Below are 25,724 nucleotides of genomic sequence, written 5' to 3' on the forward strand. Positions count from 1 at the left end.
TGTGGCTCTGTCGCATGATATGATTTTGTATTGCAGCGACATAAAAGTTTTCATGACGGGAGAGGCAAATTGTCAAGTAAAGTCACGGCCTTGCTAATCGATTCAAACGAACCTTTGAACGAAAAAACCAAGGCCTACTTCCAATTGTGCGAGGAGAAGCTCGGACTGATCCCCAATGTGCTCAAGGCATATTCCTTTGATGACACGAAGTTGCGCGCCTTCACCGACATGTACAACGATCTCATGCTGGCGGACTGTGGACTCACCAAACTTGAGAGAGAGATGATTGCCGTTGCGGTATCCGCCGTCAACAGCTGTTTCTACTGCCTGACCGCACATGGCGCGGCCGTCCGCGAACTGTCGGGCGATCCGGTGCTCGGTGAGTTGATGGTCATGAACTACCGCGTTGCCGATCTGAGCGACCGGCAGCGGGCGATGCTCGATTTTGCGGTCAAACTCACCGAACGACCTGCGGAGATCCTGGAGAGCGACCGGCAGGCGCTGCGCGATTCAGGCTTCAGCGACCGGGATATCTGGGACATCGCGTCCGTGGCCGCCTTCTTCAACATGAGCAATCGTGTGGCAGCGGCGACCGACATGCGGCCGAATGATGAGTATCACTCAAGGGCCCGTTGAAGTCTGGTCGCGCCGACAATCGGTGACAAGACGTTCGATTGGGTGTATGACGCACTCGATTTTACTGAAGTCGAGGAGAGGAGCGGGTCATGGCCGCGCGCGTGTTCATAGATGGTGAAGCCGGTACGACGGGTCTGCAGATCCGCGAGCGTCTCGCCACGCGCCGCGATCTGGAGCTGATCTCCATTCCTGACGAGAGCAGAAAAGACCCGGCGGCGCGGGCCGAGTATCTCAACAAGGCGGATGTCGCGATCCTGTGCCTGCCGGATGCGGCCGCACGGGAAAGCGTCGCGCTGATCGAGAACGACACGACTCGCGTCATCGATGCGTCCAGCGCGCACCGGGTCGCCGACGGCTGGGCCTATGGCTTCGCCGAAATGGACCGCGACCAGGCAGACATCATTGCCGGTGCCTTGCGCGTCGCCAATCCGGGATGCTGGCCTCAGGGCCTGATCGCTTCCGTGCGCCCGCTGATCGCTGCCGGCCTCCTGCCGGCCGAGTTCCCGCTGACCTATCACGGTGTGTCGGGCTATTCCGGTGGCGGCAAGGGCATGATCGCCGACTATGAAAACCAAGGCACGAGCGCAAATGTCCACGCGCCCTATGCGCTCGGCTTCAATCACAAGCATCTGCCGGAAATGACGGCCTACGGGCTGCTTGCGTCGGCACCGCTGTTCACGCCTTCGGTCGGAAACTATTACAAGGGCATGCTGACCGTGGTTCCCTTGAACCTTGCCGGTCTTGACCGGATCCCGACCGGCGCGCAACTTCATGCCGCTTTGGCCGATCACTTCGCCGGCGCTGCAAACGGCTTCGTCGAGGTGGCGCCGCTTGAAGAGTTCGAGCGTGCCGAGTTCCTGGATCCGCAGGCCGTCAACGACACCAACCTTCTGCGTCTGCACGTGTTCGCAAACGACGCGCGTGCGCAGGCGGCAATCATCGCGGTCTACGACAATCTCGGCAAAGGCGCATCCGGTGCTGCGGTACAGAACCTCAACTTGATGCTCGGCGTCGATCAGACCACAAGCCTCGCGGCCTGACCCCGAAACATGGCGGCCGCGACCGGCTGATCCTTCAGGAGAAACAACAATGGACAAATTCGAAACCCTGACCGGTGTCGCGGCGCCCATGCCGATCGTGAACATCGACACCGACATGATCATTCCGAAGCAGTTCCTGAAGACGATCAAGCGGACCGGCCTCGGCACCGCCCTGTTTCACGAAATGCGGACCCATGACGACGGGTCGGAGAATGTTGATTTCGTTCTGAACAAGGCGGCCTATCGCGATGCGAAGATCCTGATTGCCGGCGACAATTTCGGCTGTGGTTCCTCACGCGAACATGCACCCTGGGCATTGCTGGATTTCGGCATCCGCTGCGTCATCTCGACGTCCTTTGCCGACATCTTCTACAACAACTGCTTCAAGAATGGCATTCTGCCGATCGAGGTGTCCGAAGATGAGCTCGAGACGCTTCTGCACGCGGCGGAACGCGGGGCGAACTTCACGCTGACGATTGATCTAGAAAACCAGGAAATCCGCGGTCTTGAAAGCGGTGACATCGCCTTCAAGATCGATCACTTCCGCAAGCACTGCCTGATCAATGGTCTCGACGATATCGGCCTGACCATGGCCAAGTCCGACCAGATCGACACGTATGAAGGCCAGCTCGGCGAGAGCCGCCCCTGGGTGTGATCCATCGTATCGGCTGGTGCGCCGGGGCCGACCCGGCGCGGCAGGATCGAGAACGAAACAGCCCTGCTACCCGTAACCGGGAGCAGAGTTTTTTTTCGCACTCTTGCGGCTGTCACGCTGTTTCCGTAACGTGACCCGCGCTCGCGATCAGGAGCCAGCGAAATCAGTGATCTTCTGTTTCAAGGCGTCCCAGTCGGTGAATTCGCGCATCTCCTGAAGATCCTCATTGAGATGACCGGCCAGGTCGCCTTCCAGAAGGGCCGATTTCTGGAACCAGTCGTAGTTGCCGGGCTTCACCGCGCCGGCAATCAGGATGGTTTCCGACGGTGTCCATTGCGTTGCCTTTAGAAAAGTGCCGACATATCCGCCAGCTTCGTCGAGCGTATCAGCGAAAGCCGCCGCGAGGCTGACGGAAACGAGAAGTCCTGGGATCCCGTTCAAACGTTCCCGGTTCGCAAAGGCAAACAATTCGAGATCGGCCTGGTGTTTGCCGGAGTGAACGGAGCCCGCGACAATCACCTTGTCAAAGTCCGTGATACTCAGCCCGCCCGACAGGTCGCTCACGTTGTGAAAACGGACCTCGTGGCCTTTTTCGTTCAAGGTCGCGGCGATGAACTTGGCGATCTTGTCCGTCTGTCCTTCAGTGGTTGCATAGGCAATCAGAAAATTCACGTGTGCCCCCATCTGCTTCCGTTTGATGGAGTCACGCTAGCACACGGCAGTTTCGTATTCCGTCCGCAATTTCACGTGTTTTTCCGAACCGGCTTGCGTCAAATTGACCTGTTTCTCCCGGTGGCGCCGACAACCGCTGTTTCGGTTGAGGCTGCGCCGCAGCATGTTGGGTGAGCATAATATCTCGTAACGTTCGTCAATTTCTTGCAAGCAAGACGATACAAAAATCTGTATACAACTAACTTCTTTCGGCGTCTGAATTGTCGTGTGTCCAATTTTCATTGGTTTTTTCAGTTTTTCGGAATTGATTTTGGTGAAAATTGCTTACTAGTATCGATTACTCGCCGAATTAAGCTTGAATTCTGCAAAAAGATCCAAGTTAGCACTTATCTAATCTCTTGGTGTTCCATTGTTTATGTATTGATTTGAGGCCCAGATGTGATCCCTGCGCAAATACTCGACCAAATCACCGACAAGTGCACCGAAGGACTTGCACTTGCGCTGGCTTGCGACGATGACGGCGCCATCATGGAACTTCAATGGTGCAACAGCGCCTTTACCCGGATCACAGGCTACGGGTTCGATGACATTTCCGGCCGTCGCGGGACCATCCTGATCGGGTCGAGCATGAACCAGGGCGACCATCTGATCATCATCGAGAAGCTGATGAACTGGGAGCATTTCTCCGTAAAGGTGAGTAACAATCGCAAGAACGGGGAACAGTATTGGCAGAAAATGAGCTGGGTGCCGCTTTCCGATGCGCAGACCGGCAATCGCTGGTGGCTTTGCTCGCTGGTGGAGCTTGAGGACAGGCCCCGGGACTTGTCGCGGCGCAGACCTTATCCCGTGACGGAGCCTGATCAGGGGCGATCCGCTGAGTTCATCGAAAAGATTGAACGGCTCGAAAAAGAGAATGCGCGGCTGCACGAGCTTGCCAAGATCGTGGCGAAGGAATCGAACGAGGATCCGCTGACCGGCCTCTCCAACCGGCGCCACTTCGAGATTGAGCTGAAATCCTGGATATCAGACCTCAAGCAGGGTGGTCGGGATTTTGCCGTTTTCTATATCGATCTGGATCGCTTCAAGTCCGTGAACGACACCCTGGGTCATGACGCGGGCGACCGGTTGCTGATCTCCGTTGCCAGCATGCTGCGCCGGCTGACCACCGACGGTGATCTTGTCGCGCGTCTCGGCGGAGATGAATTCGTCGTCCTCAGACCGCTTGGCGAGAGTGCCCTCAATATCAGCGGTCTTGCCGATGCGATCGTTCAGGAGATGCACGCCCCTTATGCGTTCGAAGGCAAATCGACATTTTGCAGTGCAAGCGTAGGGGTCGCCATCGCGAACGCCAAAATGGACGTTCCCGAGCAGGTGGTCGCGGATGCGGACATGGCGCTCTACCACGCAAAGTCGCAAGGCAAGGGACGCTGGTCCTTCTTTACAGAAGAGATGCATGCCGATGCGGTCGCAACAAAGCGATTGGTCTCGGACCTTCTGATTGCATGCGAGAAGCGCGAATTCATTCCCCACTTCCAGCCCCTGATCGACGCGGACACCGGCAGGATCATGTGCGCTGAGGTTCTCGTCAGGTGGGTTCATCCCAGGCTCGGCCTCCTGCCGCCCTCCGCATTTCTCGAGACGGCGGCCAACATGGGGATCCTGAAACGGATCGACGAAATCACCTTTGCGGCGCTTCCCGGCATCCTGGCGTCCTTCGACATGGCAGCTGTCGACCTTCCGCGCCTTTCGATCAACATTTCAGCCGGTCGTCTGGCGGATCCGACGTTCATCCACGACATCAAGAGTTCCGGTATTGATCCGCAACGGTTGACGATCGAGATACTGGAGTCGGTCTATCTGGAAAGAATTGGTGATGTGGTTCAATGGACGCTCGGCGAACTCAGGGACCTGGGCGTGACGATCGCGCTCGATGATTTCGGGACGGGTCATGCGTCCGTCCAGGGGCTTTTGAAAATCAGGCCGGCGGTGCTGAAAGTCGATCGTCAGTTCATCCAGCCGATCGTTGAAGACGAGACCGCCCGTGCGCTGGTCGCATCGATCATCGGGATCGGCAAAAGTCTCGGCATGAGCATCGTTGCCGAAGGCGTGGAAACGGAAAGCCATGCGCAATTCGCGAGCGCCATGGGGTGCGATTGTCTGCAGGGGTTTCATTTCGGCAAGCCCATGAGTGCGGATGATCTGAAGGCGCGGCTGGTCGAAACGCGCGGCACGTTCTGGCATCCCGGACCCGACCTCAGCGAGCAGAAGCAGGCCATCCGGAGTTTCTGATCAGCGTCGGAAAGCCATATCCCCGAGTTCGCAGGTCAGGCGTTCGCGCAAGAGCCGACTTTGACATGTAGCCCTCAGAGAAATCTGTCAAGTCATTGCAATTTATGGAATAGTCAAAAGTTTTCTCAACCGGTTTCGAATTTCTCTTTTGCATTATATGCTTATGATGAATGTATTCTTCGGGAGTTGCGACGCGTTGGCAATTGTCCGAGTTCCTGGCGTTCCATTTCGGTGTAGTCGTTCGAGGCCTATACGTGGTACCCGCGCAGATATTTGAGCAAATCACCGAAAAGTGCACCGAAGGGCTGGCACTTGCACTGGCTTGCGACGATGACGGCGCCATCATGGACTTTCAGTGGTGCAACAAGGCGTTCACCAGGATTACAGGATACGCTCACGATGACATCCTCGGACAGCGGGGAACCATATTGGTCGGGCCAAGCCTCGAACAGGGCAATCACCTGATCATCATCGAGAAGCTGTTCAATTGGGAGCATTTCTCACTCAAGGTCCTCAACAACCGGAAAAACGGGGAGCAATTCTGGCAAAAAATGAGCTGGATTCCGCTGTCCGATGCCGCAACCGGCGATCGATGGTGGTTGTACTCGCTTGTTGAACTGGAAGATCGGCCCCGTGACCCTGCCAAGCGCAAACCGTTTTCGGCAGCGGTTTCGGATGAGGTGCTCTTCGCGGACTATACTGAAAGAATCCAGCGGCTCGAGAAAGAGAACTCCCGGCTTCATGAACTTTCCAGGATCGTGGCCAAAGGTTCGCACGAAGATCCACTGACCGGGCTATCCAGCCGGCGGCACTTTGAGATCGAGTTGAAGTCGTGGGTATCGAACCTTCGGCGAGGCGGGAACGATTTTGCTGTTTTCTATATCGACCTGGATCGCTTCAAGTCGGTGAACGACACGCTTGGTCACGATGCCGGGGACCGCTTGCTGATTTCTGTTGCCGCGATGTTGCGCCGGCTGACGACCCGGAATGATTTTGTCGCGCGTCTCGGTGGAGATGAGTTCGTCGTCCTGCGACCGCTTGGTGACAGTGCCCTGGACATTAGCGGTCTGGCTGATGCGATCGTTCAGGAAATGCAGGCGCCGTTCGAATTCGAGGGAAAGACGACCTTTTGCGGTGCCAGCGTGGGCGTTGCCATCGCGAACACAAAAATGGACATGCCGGAACAGGTGATCGCGGACGCGGACTTTGCGCTCTACCGTGCAAAGTCGCAGGGCAAAGGACGCTGGTCCTTCTTCACCGAGGAAATGCATGCTGAAGCGGTCGCGACAAATCAGCTGGTGTCGGATCTTCTCGTTGCCTGTGAAAAACGCCAGTTCGTGCCCTACTTTCAGCCGATGATCGATGCCGCAACCGGCAGGTTCGTGGGCGCGGAGGTTCTCGTCAGATGGCTGCATCCGACGCTGGGTCTGCTGCTACCTTCTGCCTTTCTGGATACGGCAGCAGGCATGGGCATCCTGAAGAGGATCGACCAAATCACCTTTTCAACGCTCCCTGAAATCCTGGCCTCATTCGACGGCGCCGGTGTCGATCTGCCGCGCCTTTCCATCAACATCTCCGCCGGGCGTCTGGTTGAGCCGGCATTTATCCATGACATCAAGAGTTCGGGCATTGATCCGGAAAGACTGACCATTGAAATTCTTGAGTCCGTCTATCTGGAACAGATCGGCGATGCTGTTCAAGGGACACTTGAGGAACTCAGGGAACTGGGTGTGACAATTGCGCTCGACGATTTCGGAACGGGGCACGCGTCCGTTCAGGGGCTGCTGCAAATCAGGCCGGCCTTGCTGAAGGTCGACCGCCAGTTCATCCAGCCGATCGTGGACGACGAAACAGTCAGGGCGCTGGTTGCGTCAATTATCAGTATCGGAAAGAACCTTGGCATCCGTATCGTTGCCGAAGGCGTGGAAACGGAAACCCATGCGAAATTTGCAAGCGCAATGGGATGTGACTTCCTGCAGGGCTTTTACTTCGGAAAACCCGTTTCCGCGGATGACTTGCAGAAGAGGCTTGTGGAAACGCAGGGGATCTTCTGGCACCTGGAACCGGAATAGACGGCCACAGTTTGACGAGCAGTCTTCCTGTTAGGTCTGGAACCGAAGAAAAAACCCGTTGCACAGCATTCACGACGGCGCGTCACCGGAATGGCTTGCGATTGTTGTCTCGCAGACAGCTCCGCATACGCCTGACCAATTCGGGCGCCGACGAGAAGCCTATTTGATCACTGTAGCGATAGTTTTCGATTCGGGTCACGATTTCATCGGAATACGCGATCCGGTAAGGCGTAAAGTCACGCCCTTTCTCCAGAAGTGTCGCGAGCAGCGCCTGGACCAGAACGGGGTAGGCGTAGAGGCAGAACTTGAAGCCGATGTGAAGCGGATTTTCCGGCAGGACACCATCACCGTCGTGAAACGGCAGGCCGGGTGTTTCGATGACGACACGGCCTTCGTCGAAGCCCGGGTCGAGCTCATGAACAACGACCTTGCCAAGATGGCCATTGGCCTGTTTCAGGCCGGCTTCGATGGTATCAAGAAAGGGCCTCGGGCCGCGAATACCGTGCTCGGTGTCGGACGGGTGCACGTTGTATGCGCCAAGTTTTGGTGCGCGCAGGATCTCTTCGGGAATGAGCTGACCATAGAAGGCCGAAATGATGATGTCCGGTTGGCTGGCTTCCATCCAGTCCTTAATAGGCAATGCATGCACCGAGCCGGAAAAGAACTCGATCCCCTGTTCGGTACAGAAGGACCGGGTGCGTTCGTAGGAAAGCCTGCATTGATCGGGTGTATAGTGCTGCCAAAGCCGTTTTCCGGCACTGATACGTGCTTGCGGGTCTGCAACGGCGTCGGTGGCAACGCCTGCTAGGACCAGCGATCCGGCGCAGTTCGCGTTGATTTCCTCGATTGCGGCGACACATGCGAACAGCGGTACGTCGCTGGCAAGCAACAGGATGCGCAGACCCGGTCCGGAGACCTGTCCGGCAGGAATGTGTTCGCCCCAGTCCTGCGGGCGACTATCCATCTCCGTTGAGACGTGTCCGGTCTCCCCGGTCCGTGATCGAGCCCTGATTGTACCAGGGATTGCCGGACGCGTTCGAAATCAGCTCAAAGGACGGTTTTTCGTCGATTTCGGACAGGTGCGCGGCCACTGTTGCGAAGAAATGCAGCGTATGCAGCGTCGTATCAAGAAGGGGCCCCTCGGGAGCCTTGAATTCGTGTATGTCGACATTTGCCGCCGAAGGGCAGCTTGCCAGAAGCGCCTTTGTCGCCTCCACGCGGTCTTCCTCGAACGGGTGCCCCGAAGGCGTGCGCAGGATCAGGATCGCCAGCTTGCGTGAGGTCGGTCCGACCGCAGCGATCTGGCTGTGGGTGAATTCGTGAATGAGATTGGCCGCGATGTTGACCATCGCGATCTCGTTGAAATACATCCGGATCAGCTTTACGACCGATTCATCCCAGACCGGGTTCGATAGGACCAGAATGTCGCGTCCGACAAGCCGCTCGGCCAGAGCTTCTGCTTCCGCCTGTTTCCCGTTGCGGGCCATGAATGACCCCGCCCTCTCAAGAACAGCATCGCTGGAACCGGACAGGATGCCCAACTCGTGGCAGATGGCCGTTGCGCTGGCAAAGAATTCGACCGCGCTGAACAAGGGATACTCCGGGTCTTCCTCGTTCAACTGCCACTGAAACGCGGCGTGGCCATCTGCGAGCGCGCGGGCCTCGAGTTCATCGCCACCCTTTCCCGACGACCAGACGACAATGTTCCGGGTTCGAGCGCTGAGATACTCGTAGGCGATCAAAGGCTCCTGGGACGAGCCGCTGTAGGAACACATCACGAAAACCGTATGCGGGTCCGCGATCGCCTCGTCATTGAAGTACCAGTCCAGGCAGTAATCGTTGATCACGCGGGCTTCGACCTTGTTGTGTTCGGCATAAAGGAAAAGCCGAAGAAGGTCTCCCACCACCGCGGAACACCCCATGCCCATCAAGACGATGCGCTTGACCCTGTTTTTTCCTGCGTGAGGGTACGGCCTCAAGCAACGGTAGCTCGCGGTTCGCGTGACCTGCGCGGCCATTTTCGCGTTCAACAGCTTGAACCGCTCTACCCGGTCTCCGAGTGTGCCAGTCATGGTTTCGCTCATTCCGCCGATCCTTTGGTGCAAACAACTGTCGCCAAGAGGCGTGGCCAGGTCGGGACACGACCACTCATTGAGAGAGATATGCGATTCGCCACGGCACCGGCAGCTCCACCCGCGCGAAAATCGGGGCACAAGGCAAGGTGGAACTGCCGGTCGTGTTTCAGTTGACGGAAATGCGTGTGCCGTCAAACTGATTGGCAAATCTGCGGCTCGGCTCGGCATCGTCGGCCAGAGGGTTCTGTCCCTTGGCAAAGGCCTTGCCGGTGAAGCTGCCGGAGACGCTTTCAAAGCGGCCGTTGTTTTCGCCGGAGAAACTCAGGTCGTAGACGATCTGCGATGCGCCGTTGCTGTCGTTCTCGCGTGCGGGATCGTTGAAGTCGATGATCGCGGCGCGGGCGCTGTCAGGGCCGGTCGTTTCCCAGGATCCGAGACCGGAGGTGTAACCGCGGACCTGCTGGCCCTGGCTGACAAGGCTGACGGAGCCGCCGGGATTGAGTGCGAGAAGCCGTTGGCTCTCATTGGGCTGGACCAGAAGGTAGGTTCCTTCCATCGCGGTGGTGTCGGTGTTCGCCGCGAAGGCCACCGGTGCGGCAGTCAGAGCGCCTGCCACGATGGCAGCGGGAAGCAGGGTTTTCATCATTGAATTCATCTCCTGTCGGTTCGGTAACGCTCCTCCGGGAGCGGTTGAACAGGAGGTGGGAATGAAATGTGGCGGAGAACCGGCGCCAACCTTAAACGTTCGTAACGTAGCGGGAGACTGAAATGCGTGCGACCCGTTCGGACGCAGGCAAGGTCACTCTCCCTTGGCATCATCCTGCAGACGCCGTTCGGCGTTGAGCTGCTCCAGTTCCGCCATCTTGTCACCGATCGGGCGCAGGGCGGCAATCGTAGCGCGGTACTTCAGCGAATGCTGTTCGAAGAGCCGGCGGGCAAGTTCGGGATATTCCTGGATCATGCGTTTGAACAGTGCCCGGCGGATCCGGATGATGCTGACTGTTCCGACAGCATCGGCACGGCAGGGCCGTCTGCATTCGGTCAGGAGCGCGGTCTGTCCGATGAGCGTGCCCGCGCCGACCCGGTCGATTTCCTCGAAGCCATCCTCGTTCTTCTTCAGGAGAACCACGGTCCCGTTTGTAATCACAAGACCGCCGTCAGCGCGCTCGTTCTCTTCGAAAAGGCGCTGGCCGTCGTGATAATCCATGCTTTCGGCACTGAAGGCGAGCAGGCGCAGCTGATCGTCCTGGAAATCCGAAAGCATCGGGATTTGTCTGAGAACGGCAATATCTTGGGCAAGGCTCATGCCCAAGATTTACGCTGAATACAGGTCAGGGCACAAGCTTATATCCACCGGCTTCTGTCACCAGAAGCTCGGCATTGGACGGATCCCGTTCGATTTTCTGCCGAAGGCGGTAAATATGCGTTTCCAGGGTGTGTGTCGTGACACCGGAATTGTATCCCCACACTTCGTGCAGAAGGACATCGCGGGTGACCGGTTTTTCGCCGGCACGGTAGAGAAACTTCAGAATGGAGGTTTCTTTTTCCGTCAGCCTGACCTTGCTGCCGGCGTCGTCCTGCATCACCTTGGCGGCAGGGCGGAAGGAATAACGGCCGATTGCGAAGGTCGCGTCTTCGCTCTGCTCGTGCTGGCGCAGATGGGCGCGGACACGCGCCAAAAGAACCGCGAACTTGAACGGCTTGGTGACATAGTCGTTCGCACCGGCTTCCAGGCCCAGAATGGTGTCGCTGTCGCCGTCATGGCCCGTCAGCATGATGATGGGTGCTTTGAAGCCGTTCTTGCGAAGGAGCTTGACCGCTTCCCGGCCATCGATGTCGGGCAGTCCGACATCCATCAGGAGAAGGTCGACATGCTCGTCCTTGGCAAGACCGATGCCGGATGTCGCCGAATCCGCCTGGATTGTTTCGAACTCATCATAAAGGGAGAGCTGTTCGACGAGCGCTTCGCGCAGTTCGGTATCATCATCGACAATCAAGATCGTGCGGGCGGTCATGGGTGCGGTCCTCGCCAAGTGTCTTCAACTGATCACGCCAACTTGTGCAAACGTCACATGCGTGTTCCTGCCTTTATGTGCGCGGGAAATACTCGCCGCACAAGCAGGCATTCGTCAATTCTTCTTCACGCGGGGTTTAGGTCTGGTTTATCAATGTCTTCAATCGGCATTTGCAGGGCGGGAAGCCAAATCATGCTTAATTCGGTCAAACCGGCGGAAACACTGGATGTAAGACCATTGCCGCGCGACCGCACCAGGGGAATAATACGCCTCGGTTCGATCACGGTTCCGTGTGCCCTTGGGAGATCGGGCGTGATCGCCCGCAAGAAAGAAGGCGACGGTGCAACGCCTTTGGGGTCGTTCGAGATCCTGCATGTCTATTATCGTCCTGACAAGGGACGTCCGCCAAAGACGATTTTGCCTCTCGAGCCGCTGACACCCGATGCCGGCTGGTGCGACGACCCGGCCCATCGTCGCTACAATCGTCCCGTCAAGCTTCCCTTTCCGGCAAGTCACGAGAAAATGTGGCGGGACGACAGGCTTTACGATGTGGTCGTGGTGCTGGACTGCAACATGTATCCGGCCGTCAAGGGGCGCGGCAGCGCGATCTTCTTTCACATTGCCCGCGAGACATACACACCAACGGAAGGCTGTGTTGCCGTCTCACCCAAGCATATGCATTTGCTGCTGGAGCGAGTTGCGCCCGGCTCATGCATGACGATCCGGCGCTAGAGCTTCCGGGCGCCGGCGCTTTTGCCATACCGGTCGCGCGTCTGGTCTGATATTGGTGACGCAGGGGAAAAATAACGGAACCAGGGTTCATGCGCTGGAAAGGCCGCCGCGGCAGCAGCAATATCGACGACAGACGGGGCAGAAGCAGCCGCCCGCGCCTTCGTGTTCCAGGAGGCCGGCGGGTGCGCGCCGGCGGCGGCATAGGGTTGACCGGTCTGATCGTTGTCGCCGGGATCGCCTGGCTCATGGGTATCAATCCGTTGACGCTTCTTGGCCAGCTTGAGAGCGGTGGAACCTATGTTCCCGACGCAAGGACACAAGCCCCGCGACCGGTGGCTGATGACGAGACCGCCCAGTTCGTCTCTGTCATTCTCGCCGACACGGAAGATACCTGGAGTGCTATTTTCTCCAACCTTGGCGGTGATTATCCGGAGCCGACGCTGGTTCTTTTTTCAGGATCGGTATCGTCCGCATGCGGCTATGCGAGCGCCGCTACGGGACCGTTTTATTGCGGGGCGGACGACAAGCTTTACATTGATCTTTCCTTCTACCGGCAGCTTGCCGACGAGCTGAATGCGCCCGGCGATTTCGCGCAGGCCTATGTGCTCGCGCATGAGGTCGGGCATCACATCCAGAATGTGCTGGGTATCCTGCCGGAATTTCACAAGATCCGCCGGACCTTGAGCAAGGCCGAGGCCAATGCCCTGTCGGTCCGGGTGGAGCTGCAGGCCGACTGCTTCGCCGGGATCTGGGCACATTACGCTGCACGGCAGCAGGGTTTTGTCGAGGCGGGCGACATCGACGAGGCGCTCAACGCGGCCAGCCGGATCGGCGATGACACACTGCAACTGCAGGCGCAGGGCTATGTCGTGCCGGAAAGTTTCAATCACGGCACCTCGGAACAACGGGCCAGATGGTTCAAAAAAGGGTTTGAAGCAGGGGCGATTGACGCCTGCGACACCTTCAAGGCTGCACAGCTTTAGGTGATGAACCCATAAATGAGACTGAAATGGCATGCGAAATGGCGAAATCCCGTTAGGAAGGGTGTGCGGAGCGGGCTTTTTGCCGGTCAAGCACGCTGATGCCACGGGACGAAGCCATTTCCATGTCCTTCGGATTTGACCGGCTTGCTCCTCGGCGTTGCGAAAGGCTTGAAAATGAAACACATTTCCTGCGCTTCCACTCCCTGACGAGAAGCAAGCCGCCTCAAACCATTGCGGCCTCATTCATGAGTCCATCACCTTGGCCTGCCTCCTTGCTTCGGTATTTGAACAGGTCGATCAGAAGCTTCGCCCGGCGCAGGGTACATGGCTGAACTGAAATGGCTGCCCACTGGTAATTTCTTTCATTTTCCGCCATATAAGGCGCCAGATCGACAAAACCGATCCGTTTTTCAAGAACCTGAAAGAAGTGCACCCGGTATGGCGTCTGAAACCAGACCCTTTTTGAAGATGAATGGCCTTGGCAACGACTTCGTTGTCTGGGATGCGCGTGAGCAACCGTTACGGCTGTCCGGCGATGTCATCGCAAAGCTGGGCGACCGGGAAAACGGTATCGGTTTCGACCAGATGATTACGGTTGAGCGGTCGTCGCTTGGCGTTGATGCCTTTATGCGCATTCACAACCAGAATGGTGGTGAAGTCTCCGCCTGCGGCAACGCTACCCGCTGCATCGGGCGCTTGCTGATGGAAGAGGTTGGCAAGGATCTCGTGACCATCGAGACGGGTGCCGGGCTTCTGCACGCCTTTGACAGCCCTGGCCCACGCAATGTGACAGTGGATATGGGGGCGCCTCGGCTCGGCTGGGAAGAGATTCCGCTCGCCGAGGAGTTTGCAGACACGCGCGCCATCGAATTGCAGATCGGCCCGATCGATGATCCCGTTCTGCACACACCGGCCGCTGTGAACATGGGCAATCCCCACGCGATTTTCTGGGTCGATGACGTCGAAGGCTATGAGCTGGAACGGTTCGGACCGCTGCTCGAGCATCATCCGATTTTTCCCGAAGGCGCAAACATTTCGCTCGCGCATGTGTTTGACGAAGACCAGATCCGGCTGAAAGTGTGGGAGCGCGGCGTTGGTCTTACGCTGGCTTGTGGCACCGCCGCCTGTGCGGTGGGTGTCGCGGCGGCACGCGACAGCAAGACGGGCCGCAAGACGACGGTTCACCTGCCGGGCGGTCCGATCGGGATCGAGTGGCGCGAAAGCGACGATCACGTGCTCATGACCGGATTGACGGAAGTGGAGTTCGAGGGCGAAGTCGATCTCGAAACGCTGGAGTGGCGCAGGACCGGATCCGGGGACAGCGCCGAGGCCGGAGCGGCCTCATGAGTATCGATGTGGTGACATTCGGCTGCCGGCTCAATTCCTACGAGTCGGAGGTCATGAAGCGCGAGGCGGAAGCCGCCGGGCTCAAGGACGCGATCCTGATCAACACCTGCGCCGTGACCAATGAAGCCGTCCGCCAGGCGCGTCAGGCCGTTCGCAAGGCAAAGCGCGACAATCCCGGTGCACGCGTGATCGTGACCGGCTGCGCCGCACAGACGGAAGCCGGGACCTTTTCCGCTATGGAAGAAGTCGACCTGGTGCTCGGGAACACGGAAAAGCTGGAGCGCAAGTCCTACCGGGACGTGGTTGCCTTCGGGATTTCGGAAAGTGAAAAGGTGCGCGTCAACGACATCATGAGTGTCGAGGAAACGGCCGGTCACCTGATCGACGGTTTGACCGGACGCGCCCGCGCTTTCGTGCAGGTCCAGAACGGCTGTGATCATCGCTGCACCTTCTGCATCATTCCCTATGGCCGCGGAAATTCCCGTTCGGTGCCTATGGGGGTGGTCGTCGACCAGATCACACGGCTTGTGGACAATGGCTACAATGAAATCGTCCTGACTGGCGTCGATATCACGTCCTACGGTGCGGATCTGCCCGGTGCGCCGAAGCTCGGAACGCTGACCGCGAAGATCCTGAAGATGGTGCCTGAACTGAAGCGTCTGCGCCTGTCTTCCATCGATTCCATCGAGGCGGACGACGACCTGATGACGGTGATCGCCGAAGATGCCCGGCTGATGCCGCATTTTCATCTGTCGCTGCAGGCTGGGGACGATCTTATTTTAAAGCGGATGAAACGGCGGCATCTTCGCGCCGACACGATCCGCTTTTGCGAAGACGTCAGGCGCATGCGCCCCGACGTGGTTTTTGGTGCCGATATCATTGCCGGTTTCCCGACCGAGACGGAAGAGATGTTTCAGAACTCGCTCCGGATCGTCGATGAATGCGGGCTCACCCATCTGCATGTCTTCCCGTTTTCTCCCCGGCCCGGCACGCCGGCCGCGCGGATGCCGCAACTGGATCGCAGCATCGTCAAGGAGCGTGGTGCGCGTCTGCGTGCGAAGGGCGAAGACGTGCTGGCGCGTCATCTGGCAGGGGAGATCGGCAAGACACGTCCCGTCCTGATCGAAAAGGAAAGCCTGGGCCGCACGGAGCAGTTCACGCAAGTGGAACTCGCAGGTGGGCAGGCCGGTGATATTGTCGAAACCCGAATTATCGGTCATACCGGACGGCATCTGCTGGGCGAAGCGCTCTCGAAGGCCGCGTGATCTGCGGACTGTGTTCGGTTTCATATCAGGTCGAATGGTCAGTCCGGTCGCCAGCCAGCGCGGCGCACGAGTTTTAGGGCATATTCATGAGCGAGAAAAAACGCGGATTTCTGGGCCGGCTCTTCGGCGGCAAGGAAAAGCCGGACGGGCAGCCTGATGTCGCCACCGAGACGCCTTCGGTTCCGGAACAGGCTGAAGAGCAACGGGATGAAGACGTCGCCGATGTGACAGCTTCCGTTGAAATGGATGTTGAACCTGTTGCTTCGATGAGTTCACCTGTCGAGCCGTTCGCCATCGGGTCCGAACCGCAACTGATCCCGGACATGCCGCCACCGCAGGTTTCCGCCAGTCCGGAAGAAATCCTGTCGACCGATCTTGCAGACGAACCTGAAGAACCGTTTCAGGCAGAGATGCCGGCAGAACCGGACTCGGACGAGCCGAAACAATCCTGGTTCCAAAGACTGAAGAAAGGGCTCTCCAGGTCGTCCGCGTCGCTGACCGAAGGCATCACGTCGATCTTCACCAAGCGCAAGCTGGATGCCTCCATGCTGGAGGAGCTGGAGGATATCCTCATTCAGGCGGATCTTGGCGTCGACACGGCGATGGCCATCACGGAGCGTTTGTCGGACGGCCGCTACAACAAGGAGATTTCGCCGGAAGAAGTCCGGGAAATCCTGGCGGAAGAGGTCGAGAAGGTTCTGGAACCAGTGGCATTGCCGCTCGATCTCGAGACCGGCAAGAAGCCGCACGTCGTTCTGATGGTTGGCGTAAACGGGACGGGCAAGACAACGACCATCGGCAAGCTCTCCCGCAAGCTGCGCTCAGACGGCAAGAAGGTCTTGCTCGCCGCCGGGGACACGTTCCGCGCGGCGGCCGTCGAACAGCTCAAGATCTGGGGCGAACGCACCGGAGCAGAGGTGATCGCCCGGGATACCGGCGCTGATGCCGCCGGGCTTGCCTTCGACGCCATGAAGGAAGCGCAGGAAAAGCAGGTCGATGTTCTTCTGATCGACACTGCAGGAAGGCTTCAGAACCGGGCCGAACTGATGGATGAGCTTGAGAAAGTCATTCGGGTCATCAAGAAGCACGATCCTGAAGCTCCGCACACGGTACTTCTGACGCTCGATGCGACGACGGGTCAGAATGCCCTCAACCAGGTCGAGATCTTCGGCAAGGTCTCCGGCGTGACCGGGCTGGTCATGACCAAACTCGACGGGACAGCGCGCGGCGGTATTCTCGTGGCGATCGCCGCCAAACACGGTCTGCCGGTGCATTTCCTCGGTGTCGGCGAGGGTGTCGAGGATCTGGAACCGTTTTCAGCCAAGGATTTTGCCAGCGCGATTGCCGGATTGGCTTGAGAGACCCCTGCCGCCGAGGCCGGCGTGCGGCCTTATTGCCCCGGCTCCCAACCCTCGGGAGCCATCTCGAAGCCTTCGAACTGAAAACCGGGCGCGACAGTGCAGCCGACAAGTGTCCAGGCTCCGAGCGACCTTGCCTGTTGCCAGCCATCACGTGGCACGATGCCCTGCGGGCGGTCGCCTGCGGCAAGGTTGTTGCCCAGCCTGAGATCTTGTCTCAGTATTCCGTCGGTGCTGATCGACAGCTCTAGCGGCGCTCCGGCATACCAGTGCCAGGTTTCGACAGCGTCGACCTTGTGCCAGCGCGAGACCACGCCTTCAGGCAGAAGAAAATAGATAAGGGTAGAGGCAGCCCGGCCGGTTTCGTCCGTGACCTCGTCCCGGAACGTTTCCACATAGTGGCCACCCTCCGGGTGCGGCTGCATGTTCAGAAGACTGACGACTTCGTCGGCCGTCATGTCGGCAATGTCCTGCATGTTCAAAGATTGTCCCCATCAGGGCCGGAAGCAGTCAGACGCATGTCATGAAGGGTTTGTATCCGTACAATAGGCAAGGTCGTCAATGGTTTCGCGCAAGGCGGCGACCACTTCCTCATAGAGTATCTGCATATCCAGCTTGTGGCCTCCCCCGTGGTGCATGGGGATCGCCTCGGCCTGGCTCAGGATACGGTGGACAACGTCCTTGGCGCGCTGTTCGGCAGTGCGTGAGGTGGACGTTTCGGCATTTGCTGGTGTCATGGTTTCTGCCCCGACATGATCACGATTGGGTGCATATGGGGACGGAAACCGCCGATTTAAGGCTTTTGCCGAAGAAACGAGCCTCGTATTTTTGCCAATTGAACGCTCGGCAAAGAAACCGCGTCAGGCGTTGTCTTTTCGTGTCCGGATTTCGGCAAAAACTTCAGCTGCGGACCTGCCGGTCATGCCGAGAGCGTCGGCAACGGAGGCTTCTCCCGCGCGCAGGAAGGGATTTGTTGCCTTTTCGCGAGACATCAGTGTGGGAAGTGTCGCCCCGCCGCTTGCGCGGGTTTGCGCCACCTCCTCGGCGCGGGCCTGAAGGTCGGCGTTTCCGGGCTCGATGGTAAGCGCGAAATTCGCGTTTGCCTGGGTGTACTCGTGACCGCAATAGATTGCCGTGTCATCCGGAAGCTCGCGGCTGAGTTTTTCAAGCGATGACCACATCATTTCCTTGTCGCCTTCGAAAACCCGGCCGCAGCCAAGTGAAAACAGCGTGTCACCGGTATGCGCCATCCTGATCGCCGGGAAATACCAGGAAATCTGATCGAGCGTGTGCCCCGGTGTCGCGATTGCCTTGATCTCGTAGGGACCGCACTTGATGTGGTCGCCGTCTTCGACGGTGCGGTCCAGCTCCAAGATTTTCTGCCGCGACCTTGCCGGACCGTACACGGTCGCTCCGGTATTCTGCTTGAGTTCTCCCAGACCCTGAACGTGATCCCAGTGATGATGGGTGATCAGGATATGGGTCAGGTTCCAGCCTTTTTCGGCCAGGGCCTTTTCGTATGTCATTGCCTCGGGCACATCGATAGCGACGGTTGTTCCGCTTTCGCTGTCATGAACCAGCACGCCGAAATTGTCGTTAAGGCAGGGAAACTGGTGGATCTCGGTTGTGTCGCTCAAGGTCATGTCGATGGTTTCCGAAGTGATTGACTTGTTGTTCGTCACAGTGGCAAACAGGAAGCCGGAGGGCAAGACAGGAAGCGATCGCTTTCGGTCCGTGCCGAGACGCAAACTGCCTCTAGCCAGTTCGGACCCGGATGTATCTCGACGTCGTTCATTTGCGTGCCTTTTACGATTTGCCGCTCGGGCGCCTGTTGCGCAGCCTGATCGGGGCGCCTATCCGGGAGATGTGGCCCGGGCTCGACGGGCAGCGGCTGCTCGGACTGGGCTATGCCGGCCCTTTCATGCGCCCCTATCTCGATTCGGCAGAACGCGCGGTCGCGGCAATGCCTGCCCCACAGGGTGCCGTGCCCTGGCCCCGCGAACGCGACAGCGCCTGTACGCTCGTCGAAGACGCCAGCCTGCCGTTCCCGGACATTTCCTTCGACCGGATCATGCTGGTCCATGCGCTGGACCACTGCTCGGAACCGGAGGCTGTTCTGAAAGAGGCCTGGCGTCTGCTCAGCCCCGGCGGACGGCTCATAGCTGTTGTGCCGAACCGGCGCGGCCTGTGGGCACAATCCGAACTGTCGCCCTTCGGCTACGGCCGCCCTTATTCCAGCGGCCAGTTGAAGGACCTGCTCAAGAGTTGCGAGTTCAATGTCGTCGAAGACAAGGAAGCGCTGTTCATGCCGCCGTCAAAGGCGCGCACGATCCTGCGCGCCGCGCGCACCTGGGAAGGTATCGGCAGGCGGATCTGGCCGGTCTTCGGCGGTGTTCTCGTTGTGGAGGCGGAAAAAGTCGTCTTCCAGAGCCTTCCGGCCGACGGCAAAAAAAGCCGTCTCAGGGTCCTGCGCCCCGTTTTCATTCCCGAAGGCGTTGCCACCGGACTGAAGCCGGTCAGGGCAGTGCGGTCGCAGAAGACAATGCTGCACCGGGAGATCCCGGAGGGATCGTGACCCGGGTTTTCGCGCCCAAGGCGCGGTCCGGGATTATCTTTTCAGAAGAAAAACCGCCTGTTCGGCCACGATATTCCACACCCACCAGGGAGCGTTGACCGGAATCTCGTTGCCGTGCGCGCTCAGGGCGATCGCCTTTTCGACGTCCGCATCCAGTTCATGGCACAGTTCCACGAAGTCGCGCAGCGAACAGAAGTGGATGTTCGGCGTGTCGTACCACTCGTAGGGCAGATACTTCGTGACCGGCATACGGCCGCGGAACAGGAGCTGCATGCGGTTGCGCCAATGGGCGAAATTCGGGATCGACACGATCACCTGCTTGCCGATGCGCAGAAGTTCGCTCATCACCTTCTTCGGTTCGCGCGTCGCCTGAAGCGTCTGGCTGAGAATGACAACGTCGAAGGCGTCATCGGGATAGTCCGCCAGGTCCTTGTCGGCGTCACCCTGGATAACCGAAAGGCCACGTGCGACACACCGGTTCACGCCCGCCTGGCTCAGTTCGACGCCGCGGCCGTCGACCTGGCGTTCGCGGACAAGATGGTCCAGAAGCGCACCGTCTTCCGAACCGATATCAAGTACACGGCCGCCGAGCGGCACGAGAGAGGCGACGACCTTGTGATCTCCGCGGACCTCACCGGTGCGGTTTTGTCTCGGTGCAAGGTTCATGTCAGCGGGCCTCCCCCGGCGCCGGAATTCCGCGCGCGTTGGCGGCACCGGTCATGAAGCCCTGAATGGTCTCGAACATTTCCGGCACATCCAGCAGGAAGGAATCGTGTCCCCGGTCGCTTTCGATTTCCACGAAAGACACATTTGCGGCAGCGGCATTGAGCGCCTTGACCACGCTGCGGCTTTCGGACGTCGGAAAAAGCCAGTCGGATGTGAATGACATGACGCAGAAACGGGTTTTCGTGCCGCCAAAGGCCGCCGGCAGAGATCCGCCGAACTCATGTGCCAGATCGAAATAGTCCATCGCACGGGTCACATAGAGATACGAATTGGCGTCGAAACGGTCGACGAATGTCATCCCCTGGTGGCGCAGGTAGCTTTCGATCTGGAAATCGGCGTCGAAGCCGAAGGTCAGCCTGTCCCGGTCCTGCAGATTCCGGCCAAACTTCTGGTGCAGGGATTCGTCGGACATGTAGGTGACATGCGCGGCCATGCGCGCAACCGCGAGGCCCTTTGTCGGCCGGACGTCCTCATCGATGTAGCTGCCACCGCGCCAGTTCGGGTCCGCCATGATTGCCTGGCGCCCGACCTCGTGAAAGGCGATGTTCTGGGATGTGTGCCGGGCCGAGGCCGCAATCGGAACCGCGGCAAACACGCGCTCCGGGTAGCTTGCTGCCCATTGCAGCACCTGCATCCCGCCCATGGATCCGCCGATAACGGTAAAGAGCGTGTCGATGCCGAGGTGATCGATCAGCCGGGCCTGCGCACGGACCATGTCCCTAATGGTGATAACCGGCAGGTCCAGGCCGTAGGCAGCGCCTGTTTCCGGGTTGATCGATGCAGGTCCCGTGGTGCCGAGACAGCCGCCGAGAACATTGGCGCAAACAACAAAATAATGATTGGTGTCGATCGGTTTGCCCGGACCGACCATGAGTTCCCACCAGCCCGGTTTTCCGGTCACCGGGTTGGTCGAGGCGACATACTGGTCACCGGTCAGGGCATGGCAGACAAGGATCGCGTTCGACTTGTCCGCATTGAGCGCTCCATAGGTCTCGTAGGCAATCTGCCACGGCGCAAGTTTCACGCCCGAGTCCAGTTCCAGCGGCTGGTCGGCCGGAAAGCGCGCAAGCTTGCTCGACGGCGTCTCTGCCTGGTTCGCTTTCAAATGGTCAAGCGTTTCCGGATTTTTGCTCTCAGTTGGCATGACGGGTCGGGCGTTCTTCTTGTATGAACCAGGGAAGACGGTAAGTGGGACTGCGCGCGGCGTGTATCCAGTTTGAAAGATGGGCTTCGGCAATTCGGCCAGACGAGCGACCTAGCCGCGCCCGGCGCGATGAGTCAATGATTTCTTTTGCCTTTGCGCGATCACATGAATATGACTATGCGCCGCTGCATTTTTTAAACCAGGCTGGGACTCCAGATGTCGCAAACACCGGACGATGGCATGACGACCGTCGACCTGCGCACCCGCATCGACGAAATCGACATGCGCATCCACGAGGCGTTGATGGAGCGTGCGAACGCGGAAACGGCGATCCGGGAGGCCGGCGGAGATGCGGAAACGACGTTGTCCTATCGTCCCGACCGGGATGCGGACAGCGTCCGGCAGATGCTGGAGCGGCACCGGGGCAGTCTGCCGATCACCACGGTCGAACAGATCTGGCGGGACATTATCTGCGCCTGTACGCTCCAAGGCACCGAAACCGTGGTCTATCTGGATGGCGGTGCCGAACTGATCGACATGCTCGACCTTGCCAGGTTCTACTTCGGGTTCTCAACGGAACTCGATCCTTGCAGCGATGCGTCGGACGTTGTTGATGCGGTTGGTCTTTCGGCCGGAAACGCGATCGGTCTTGTCGCCCTCAACGACCGGGCCGATCTGCCCTGGTGGCGCGGGCTCAGCGAGACGGGGGCCCATGTGAGAACCAGGTTACCGTTTGTCATGCTCGATGAACGCCCGGCGGACCTTCCGGCGCTGGTGCTTTCGCGGGCGGATAACCTGGTCGACAACACGGACGTGACGGTTTATGACGCGCGCTGGTCGGATGTTCTGCCTGGAAAACTGATGGACCAGGGCATTGAAGTGCTTAGCTTTTTCCGGTCCGGCAACGGTGTGGACGCGCTGTTGGCGATCTCAGGCGAGCTGACGGAAGAAGATGCGCTGGCCGCCTGCACAGCAGCGGGAGCCAGACCTGATGTGCTGCGCCGCGTCGGTGGTTATGCCGCACCGATTGACGGCGAAACCGATGGCGACGACGAATTCGGCGGCGAAGAGCCGCAAGAGTGAGCGGGAAGAAGACAATGAGTGAAGCCGATATGACCAGACCCGAGCGCCCTCAGCCGCGCGCAGGCGTATTGGATATTGCAGCTTACGTTCCGGGCAAATCCAAAGGCACGCACGGCAAGACAGTGCACAAGCTGTCATCCAACGAGACGCCGCTTGGCGCCAGCCCGAAGGCGAAGGCTGCCATCGAAACGGTCGCACGGAACCTTGAGCTTTACCCCGACGGTGCCGCCAACGAACTTCGCGATGCCATTGCTGAAACCTATGGGCTGCATCCGGACCGGATCATTTGCGGCGCCGGTTCGGACGAAATCCTGAGTTTCCTCGCCTATGCCTACCTTGGGCGGGGCGACGAAGCGATCTATTCCGAACACGGCTTCCTGATTTACGACATTGCGATCCGCGCGGCCGGGGCGACGCCCGTCGTTGCGCCGGAAACGGATCTGAAGACCGACGTTGATGCCATTCTGGCGCGGGTGACCGGCAAGACCAAGATGGTTTTCATCGCCAATCCCAACAACCCGACGGGAACCTACCTGCCGTTCGAGGAAGTCAAGAGTCTGCACGAGGGACTGCCTCCGCATGTGCTTCTGGTTCTCGACGCGGCCTACGGCGAATATGTGCGCAAGAACGACTACGAGAGCGGGATCGAACTCGCGGCGACGTCCGACAATGTTGTCATGACACGCACGTTTTCGAAGGTGTACGGACTTGCCAATCTGCGCATTGGCTGGGGCTTCGGCCCGTCGCATATCATCGATGCGCTCAACCGGATCCGCGGCCCCTTCAACGTCTCCGGAATGGCCATCGCGGCCGGGATCGCCGCGGTTCAGGACCGGGAGTTCCTGACGCGCGCGGTCGAGCACAATGAGGAATGGTTGCCCTGGGTCACCGGTGAATTGGAAAAACTCGGCCTCAAGGTGACGCCGAGCGTCGGCAATTTCGTGCTCGTTCATTTTCCTGACGAGGACGGCAAGCGCGCGGCGGATGCGGATGCCTATCTTCTGGAACACGGGTGCGTGCTGCGGCAGGTCGCCAACTACGGCCTGCCGAACGCGTTACGCATGACCGTCGGCTCGGAAGAGGCGAACCGGACCGTCGTCGAACACATCAAAAAATTTCTGGGACAAGCCTGAAGGCAGAACAAGAACGCATGACTGGTGCTCCCATATTCAACCGGATGGCCCTGATCGGAATCGGTCTCATCGGCTCTTCCCTGGCGCAGGCCGCCCGCCAGCGCGGTCTCGTGCGCGAGATCGCCATTTCCACCCGTTCACCTGCAACATTGCAGCGTGCGGAAGAACTGGGGCTCGGTGATCACTATGCGCTGGATGCGGCCGAGGCCGTCGAAGGGGCAGACCTTGTCATTCTCTGCGTGCCTGTCGGGGCCAACGAGGCTGTTGCCAAGTGGATTGCGCCTGCCTTGAAAAAGGGAGCGATCCTGACAGACGCTGGTTCCACCAAGGAATCCGTCGTGGAGCAGGTCAGTCCGCATGTTCCGGACGGGGTTCACTTCATTCCAGGACACCCGATTGCGGGGACGGAGCATTCCGGTCCGGATGCCGGCTTCCCGACCCTGTTCGAACAGCGCTGGTGCATTCTCACGCCACCGGGCAACACGGATCCGGATGCGCTGGCCAAACTCAAGGCCTTCTGGGAGGGCTGTGGTTCCGACGTGGACCTGATGGAACCGAAGCACCATGACCTTGTGCTGGCAATCGTTTCCCATCTGCCGCATCTGATCGCCTACAACATCGTCGGTACCGCCGACGATCTCGCCACCGTGACCAAGTCACAGGTGATCAAGTACTCCGCCTCCGGGTTCCGCGATTTTACGCGTCTGGCGGCGTCCGATCCGACCATGTGGCGCGATGTCTGCCTGAACAACAAGGAAGCCATTCTGGAGATGCTTTCGCGGTTCTCGGAAGATCTGTCCGCCTTGCAGCGGGCGATCCGCTGGGGCGACGGCGAAATGCTGTTTGACCTGTTCACCCGCACCCGCGGCATCCGCCGCTCGATCATCGAGGCGGGCCAGGAAACGGACGCACCGGACTTCGGCCGCCACGCGGCGGGAAATCCCGTCAGTTCGAACGACTGACGATAAAGTCCGCAAGCGCCGCCAGCGTCTGTGCACCCTTTCCGTAGGGTGCAAGCAGCTGTTCCGACTCCTCCAGAAGCGTTGTCAGTTCTGCATGGGTTTTTTCCGCGCCCCACAGACCGACCAGCGTTGCTTTGCCTGCCTCTGCGTCCTTGCCGGTCGCCTTGCCCATGACTTCCGGGCTGGCTTCGACATCCAGCAGGTCGTCGGCGAGTTGAAAGGCGAGACCGATCGCTTCGCCGAAGCGTGTCAGTCTTTCGGCATCATCATCGGACGCATCGGCGACGATGGCGCCTGCTCGGCAGGCGTAGCGCAGGAGCGCGCCGGTCTTCATGGACTGCAGAAGACGGATTTCCGCTTCCGAACGATCCCGGTGCTCCGATTCAAGATCGAGCATCTGGCCACCGGCCATGCCGCCGACACCCGCTGCGCGTGCCAGTTCTCTGGAAAGCCGGAGCCGGACAGCGGCATCGCCGTGAACCCTCTCGCTGCCGATCACGTCAAACGCGAGCGTCAGCAAGGCATCGCCGGCAAGGATCGCCGTTGCCTCGTCAAAGGCCTTGTGCACCGTCGGCTGTCCCCTGCGCAGGTCGTCATCGTCCATGGCCGGAAGGTCGTCATGGATGAGCGAGTAGGAGTGGATGAGTTCCAGTGCACAGGCCGTCTCGATGACGCCGTCATCGTCGCGGCCGAACAGTTTCGCAGCCTCGACAACGAGGATGGGTCTGAGGCGCTTGCCACCGTTGAGCGCACCGTAACGCATCGCATCGACCAGCCGGGGCGGCCGTGTTATCTCGCCGGCAAGTGCAGCAGGGTCGAGGATGCGTTTCAGGGCGGTCTCAATCCGGGCGCCCTGTTCCGTCAGGTGCTGCTTCAGCTCAATCGTCACGAGGTACTCCAGACTGTATTTCCGGCAAATGCAAAGTTCGGCTTTCCCTGAGACCAATTCTTTGTATCGTCAA

General features: G+C 59.1%; 27 protein-coding genes. 14 read left to right on the forward strand and 13 right to left on the reverse strand.

All coding sequences use genetic code 11. The features are described from left to right. Nucleotides 1-69 precede the first annotated feature (69 nt). From RDA78_RS07335 to leuD, 3 genes are all read left to right on the forward strand, one after another. Nucleotides 70-636: a peroxidase-related enzyme gene (locus RDA78_RS07335; RefSeq protein ID WP_434054676.1), complete on the forward strand. Its 567-nt coding sequence runs from the start codon at nt 70-72 to the stop codon at nt 634-636. An 89-nt stretch (nt 637-725) separates the two neighbouring features. Beyond that, a complete protein-coding gene (gene argC / locus RDA78_RS07340; RefSeq protein ID WP_434054677.1) occupies nt 726-1,676 on the forward strand; it encodes an N-acetyl-gamma-glutamyl-phosphate reductase in 951 nt (316 codons plus the stop codon). 49 nt (nt 1,677-1,725) lie between these two features. Then, nucleotides 1,726-2,331 carry a 3-isopropylmalate dehydratase small subunit gene (gene leuD / locus RDA78_RS07345; protein WP_434054678.1) on the forward strand — a complete coding sequence of 202 codons (606 nt, stop codon included), beginning with the start codon at nt 1,726-1,728 and terminating at the stop codon, nt 2,329-2,331. A gap of 147 nt (nt 2,332-2,478) precedes the next feature. On the opposite strand, the gene RDA78_RS07350 is transcribed toward leuD, so the two are convergent. Beyond that, nucleotides 2,479-3,003 carry a flavodoxin domain-containing protein gene (locus RDA78_RS07350; RefSeq protein ID WP_434054679.1) on the reverse strand — a complete coding sequence of 175 codons (525 nt, stop codon included), beginning with the start codon at nt 3,001-3,003 and terminating at the stop codon, nt 2,479-2,481. A 438-nt stretch (nt 3,004-3,441) separates the two neighbouring features. Between RDA78_RS07350 and RDA78_RS07355 the strand changes: the two genes are divergently transcribed. Both RDA78_RS07355 and RDA78_RS07360 read left to right on the forward strand, forming a co-directional pair. Beyond that, nucleotides 3,442-5,292 (forward strand): EAL domain-containing protein, encoded by a 1,851-nt coding sequence (locus RDA78_RS07355; RefSeq protein ID WP_434054680.1) that lies wholly within the window; start codon nt 3,442-3,444, stop codon nt 5,290-5,292. A gap of 254 nt (nt 5,293-5,546) precedes the next feature. Continuing rightward, the gene (locus tag RDA78_RS07360; protein ID WP_434054681.1) at nt 5,547-7,364 is read left to right on the forward strand and encodes an EAL domain-containing protein; all 1,818 of its coding nucleotides are present in this window, start codon (nt 5,547-5,549) and stop codon (nt 7,362-7,364) included. A gap of 82 nt (nt 7,365-7,446) precedes the next feature. Here the strand turns inward: RDA78_RS07360 and RDA78_RS07365 are convergent, their stop codons facing one another. The 5 genes from RDA78_RS07365 to RDA78_RS07385 all read right to left on the reverse strand — a co-directional run bounded on the left by RDA78_RS07365 (nt 7,447) and on the right by RDA78_RS07385 (nt 11,454). Next, nucleotides 7,447-8,328: a formyltransferase family protein gene (locus tag RDA78_RS07365; protein ID WP_434054682.1), complete on the reverse strand. Its 882-nt coding sequence runs from the start codon at nt 8,326-8,328 to the stop codon at nt 7,447-7,449. Beyond that, complete coding sequence (locus tag RDA78_RS07370; RefSeq protein ID WP_434054683.1) at nt 8,321-9,448, reverse strand: SIS domain-containing protein; 1,128 nt, start codon at nt 9,446-9,448, stop codon at nt 8,321-8,323. Before RDA78_RS07370 ends, RDA78_RS07365 begins: the two co-directional genes overlap by 8 nt. A gap of 157 nt (nt 9,449-9,605) precedes the next feature. Then, complete coding sequence (locus RDA78_RS07375; protein WP_434054684.1) at nt 9,606-10,085, reverse strand: hypothetical protein; 480 nt, start codon at nt 10,083-10,085, stop codon at nt 9,606-9,608. Between the two features lie 153 nt (nt 10,086-10,238). Further along, nucleotides 10,239-10,745, reverse strand: a complete 507-nt coding sequence (locus tag RDA78_RS07380; RefSeq protein WP_434054685.1) for a Crp/Fnr family transcriptional regulator — start codon at nt 10,743-10,745, stop codon at nt 10,239-10,241. 25 nt (nt 10,746-10,770) lie between these two features. Then, on the reverse strand, nt 10,771-11,454 hold the full coding sequence (locus RDA78_RS07385) for a response regulator transcription factor (protein WP_299477884.1): 684 nt from the start codon (nt 11,452-11,454) through the stop codon (nt 10,771-10,773). A gap of 192 nt (nt 11,455-11,646) precedes the next feature. Between RDA78_RS07385 and RDA78_RS07390 the strand changes: the two genes are divergently transcribed. Both RDA78_RS07390 and ypfJ read left to right on the forward strand, forming a co-directional pair. Continuing rightward, entirely contained in the window at nt 11,647-12,186 is a 540-nt protein-coding gene (locus RDA78_RS07390; RefSeq protein WP_434054686.1) for a L,D-transpeptidase family protein, read from the forward strand. Between the two features lie 89 nt (nt 12,187-12,275). After that, complete coding sequence (gene ypfJ / locus RDA78_RS07395; protein ID WP_434054687.1) at nt 12,276-13,169, forward strand: KPN_02809 family neutral zinc metallopeptidase; 894 nt, start codon at nt 12,276-12,278, stop codon at nt 13,167-13,169. Between the two features lie 223 nt (nt 13,170-13,392). Here ypfJ and RDA78_RS07400 read toward each other — a convergent pair whose 3' ends face one another. Next, nucleotides 13,393-13,602 carry a hypothetical protein gene (locus RDA78_RS07400; RefSeq protein ID WP_434054688.1) on the reverse strand — a complete coding sequence of 70 codons (210 nt, stop codon included), beginning with the start codon at nt 13,600-13,602 and terminating at the stop codon, nt 13,393-13,395. Nucleotides 13,603-13,607: 5 nt separating this feature from the next. Between RDA78_RS07400 and dapF the strand changes: the two genes are divergently transcribed. From dapF to ftsY, 3 genes are all read left to right on the forward strand, one after another. After that, a complete protein-coding gene (gene dapF, locus RDA78_RS07405) occupies nt 13,608-14,516 on the forward strand; it encodes a diaminopimelate epimerase (RefSeq protein WP_434054689.1) in 909 nt (302 codons plus the stop codon). Next, nucleotides 14,513-15,781, forward strand: coding sequence for a tRNA (N(6)-L-threonylcarbamoyladenosine(37)-C(2))-methylthiotransferase MtaB (mtaB, locus tag RDA78_RS07410; RefSeq protein ID WP_434054690.1), 1,269 nt, complete (start codon nt 14,513-14,515; stop codon nt 15,779-15,781). Before dapF ends, mtaB begins: the two co-directional genes overlap by 4 nt. A gap of 86 nt (nt 15,782-15,867) precedes the next feature. Further along, nucleotides 15,868-17,139: a signal recognition particle-docking protein FtsY gene (gene ftsY / locus RDA78_RS07415; protein WP_434054691.1), complete on the forward strand. Its 1,272-nt coding sequence runs from the start codon at nt 15,868-15,870 to the stop codon at nt 17,137-17,139. A 32-nt stretch (nt 17,140-17,171) separates the two neighbouring features. Here the strand turns inward: ftsY and RDA78_RS07420 are convergent, their stop codons facing one another. The 3 genes from RDA78_RS07420 to gloB all read right to left on the reverse strand — a co-directional run bounded on the left by RDA78_RS07420 (nt 17,172) and on the right by gloB (nt 18,782). Then, entirely contained in the window at nt 17,172-17,615 is a 444-nt protein-coding gene (locus RDA78_RS07420; RefSeq protein ID WP_434054692.1) for a cupin domain-containing protein, read from the reverse strand. A 45-nt stretch (nt 17,616-17,660) separates the two neighbouring features. Then, nucleotides 17,661-17,876, reverse strand: a complete 216-nt coding sequence (locus RDA78_RS07425) for a hypothetical protein (RefSeq protein ID WP_434054693.1) — start codon at nt 17,874-17,876, stop codon at nt 17,661-17,663. A 123-nt stretch (nt 17,877-17,999) separates the two neighbouring features. Beyond that, on the reverse strand, nt 18,000-18,782 hold the full coding sequence (gloB, locus tag RDA78_RS07430) for a hydroxyacylglutathione hydrolase (RefSeq protein ID WP_434054694.1): 783 nt from the start codon (nt 18,780-18,782) through the stop codon (nt 18,000-18,002). Between the two features lie 131 nt (nt 18,783-18,913). Here gloB and RDA78_RS07435 point away from each other — a divergent pair, with 131 nt between their 5' ends. Beyond that, nucleotides 18,914-19,714 carry a class I SAM-dependent methyltransferase gene (locus RDA78_RS07435; RefSeq protein WP_434054695.1) on the forward strand — a complete coding sequence of 267 codons (801 nt, stop codon included), beginning with the start codon at nt 18,914-18,916 and terminating at the stop codon, nt 19,712-19,714. A 33-nt stretch (nt 19,715-19,747) separates the two neighbouring features. Here the strand turns inward: RDA78_RS07435 and metW are convergent, their stop codons facing one another. Then, nucleotides 19,748-20,380 (reverse strand): methionine biosynthesis protein MetW, encoded by a 633-nt coding sequence (metW, locus tag RDA78_RS07440; RefSeq protein ID WP_434054696.1) that lies wholly within the window; start codon nt 20,378-20,380, stop codon nt 19,748-19,750. Nucleotide 20,381: 1 nt separating this feature from the next. Beyond that, a complete protein-coding gene (gene metX / locus RDA78_RS07445) occupies nt 20,382-21,584 on the reverse strand; it encodes a homoserine O-acetyltransferase MetX (RefSeq protein WP_434054697.1) in 1,203 nt (400 codons plus the stop codon). 216 nt (nt 21,585-21,800) lie between these two features. Here metX and RDA78_RS07450 point away from each other — a divergent pair, with 216 nt between their 5' ends. From RDA78_RS07450 to RDA78_RS07460, 3 genes are read left to right on the forward strand one after another with little or no spacing between them, the layout of a single operon-like run. Beyond that, nucleotides 21,801-22,667: a chorismate mutase gene (locus tag RDA78_RS07450; RefSeq protein WP_434054698.1), complete on the forward strand. Its 867-nt coding sequence runs from the start codon at nt 21,801-21,803 to the stop codon at nt 22,665-22,667. 14 nt (nt 22,668-22,681) lie between these two features. Next, nucleotides 22,682-23,800 (forward strand): histidinol-phosphate transaminase, encoded by a 1,119-nt coding sequence (gene hisC, locus RDA78_RS07455; RefSeq protein ID WP_434054699.1) that lies wholly within the window; start codon nt 22,682-22,684, stop codon nt 23,798-23,800. Nucleotides 23,801-23,817: 17 nt separating this feature from the next. Beyond that, on the forward strand, nt 23,818-24,762 hold the full coding sequence (locus RDA78_RS07460) for a prephenate/arogenate dehydrogenase family protein (RefSeq protein WP_434054700.1): 945 nt from the start codon (nt 23,818-23,820) through the stop codon (nt 24,760-24,762). On the opposite strand, the gene RDA78_RS07465 is transcribed toward RDA78_RS07460, so the two are convergent. Next, nucleotides 24,746-25,651, reverse strand: a complete 906-nt coding sequence (locus RDA78_RS07465; protein WP_434054701.1) for a polyprenyl synthetase family protein — start codon at nt 25,649-25,651, stop codon at nt 24,746-24,748. The genes RDA78_RS07460 and RDA78_RS07465 overlap by 17 nt on opposite strands. Nucleotides 25,652-25,724 lie beyond the last annotated feature (73 nt).

The organism is Roseibium sp. (assembly GCF_051016195.1).
Classification (GTDB): domain Bacteria; phylum Pseudomonadota; class Alphaproteobacteria; order Rhizobiales; family Stappiaceae; genus Roseibium.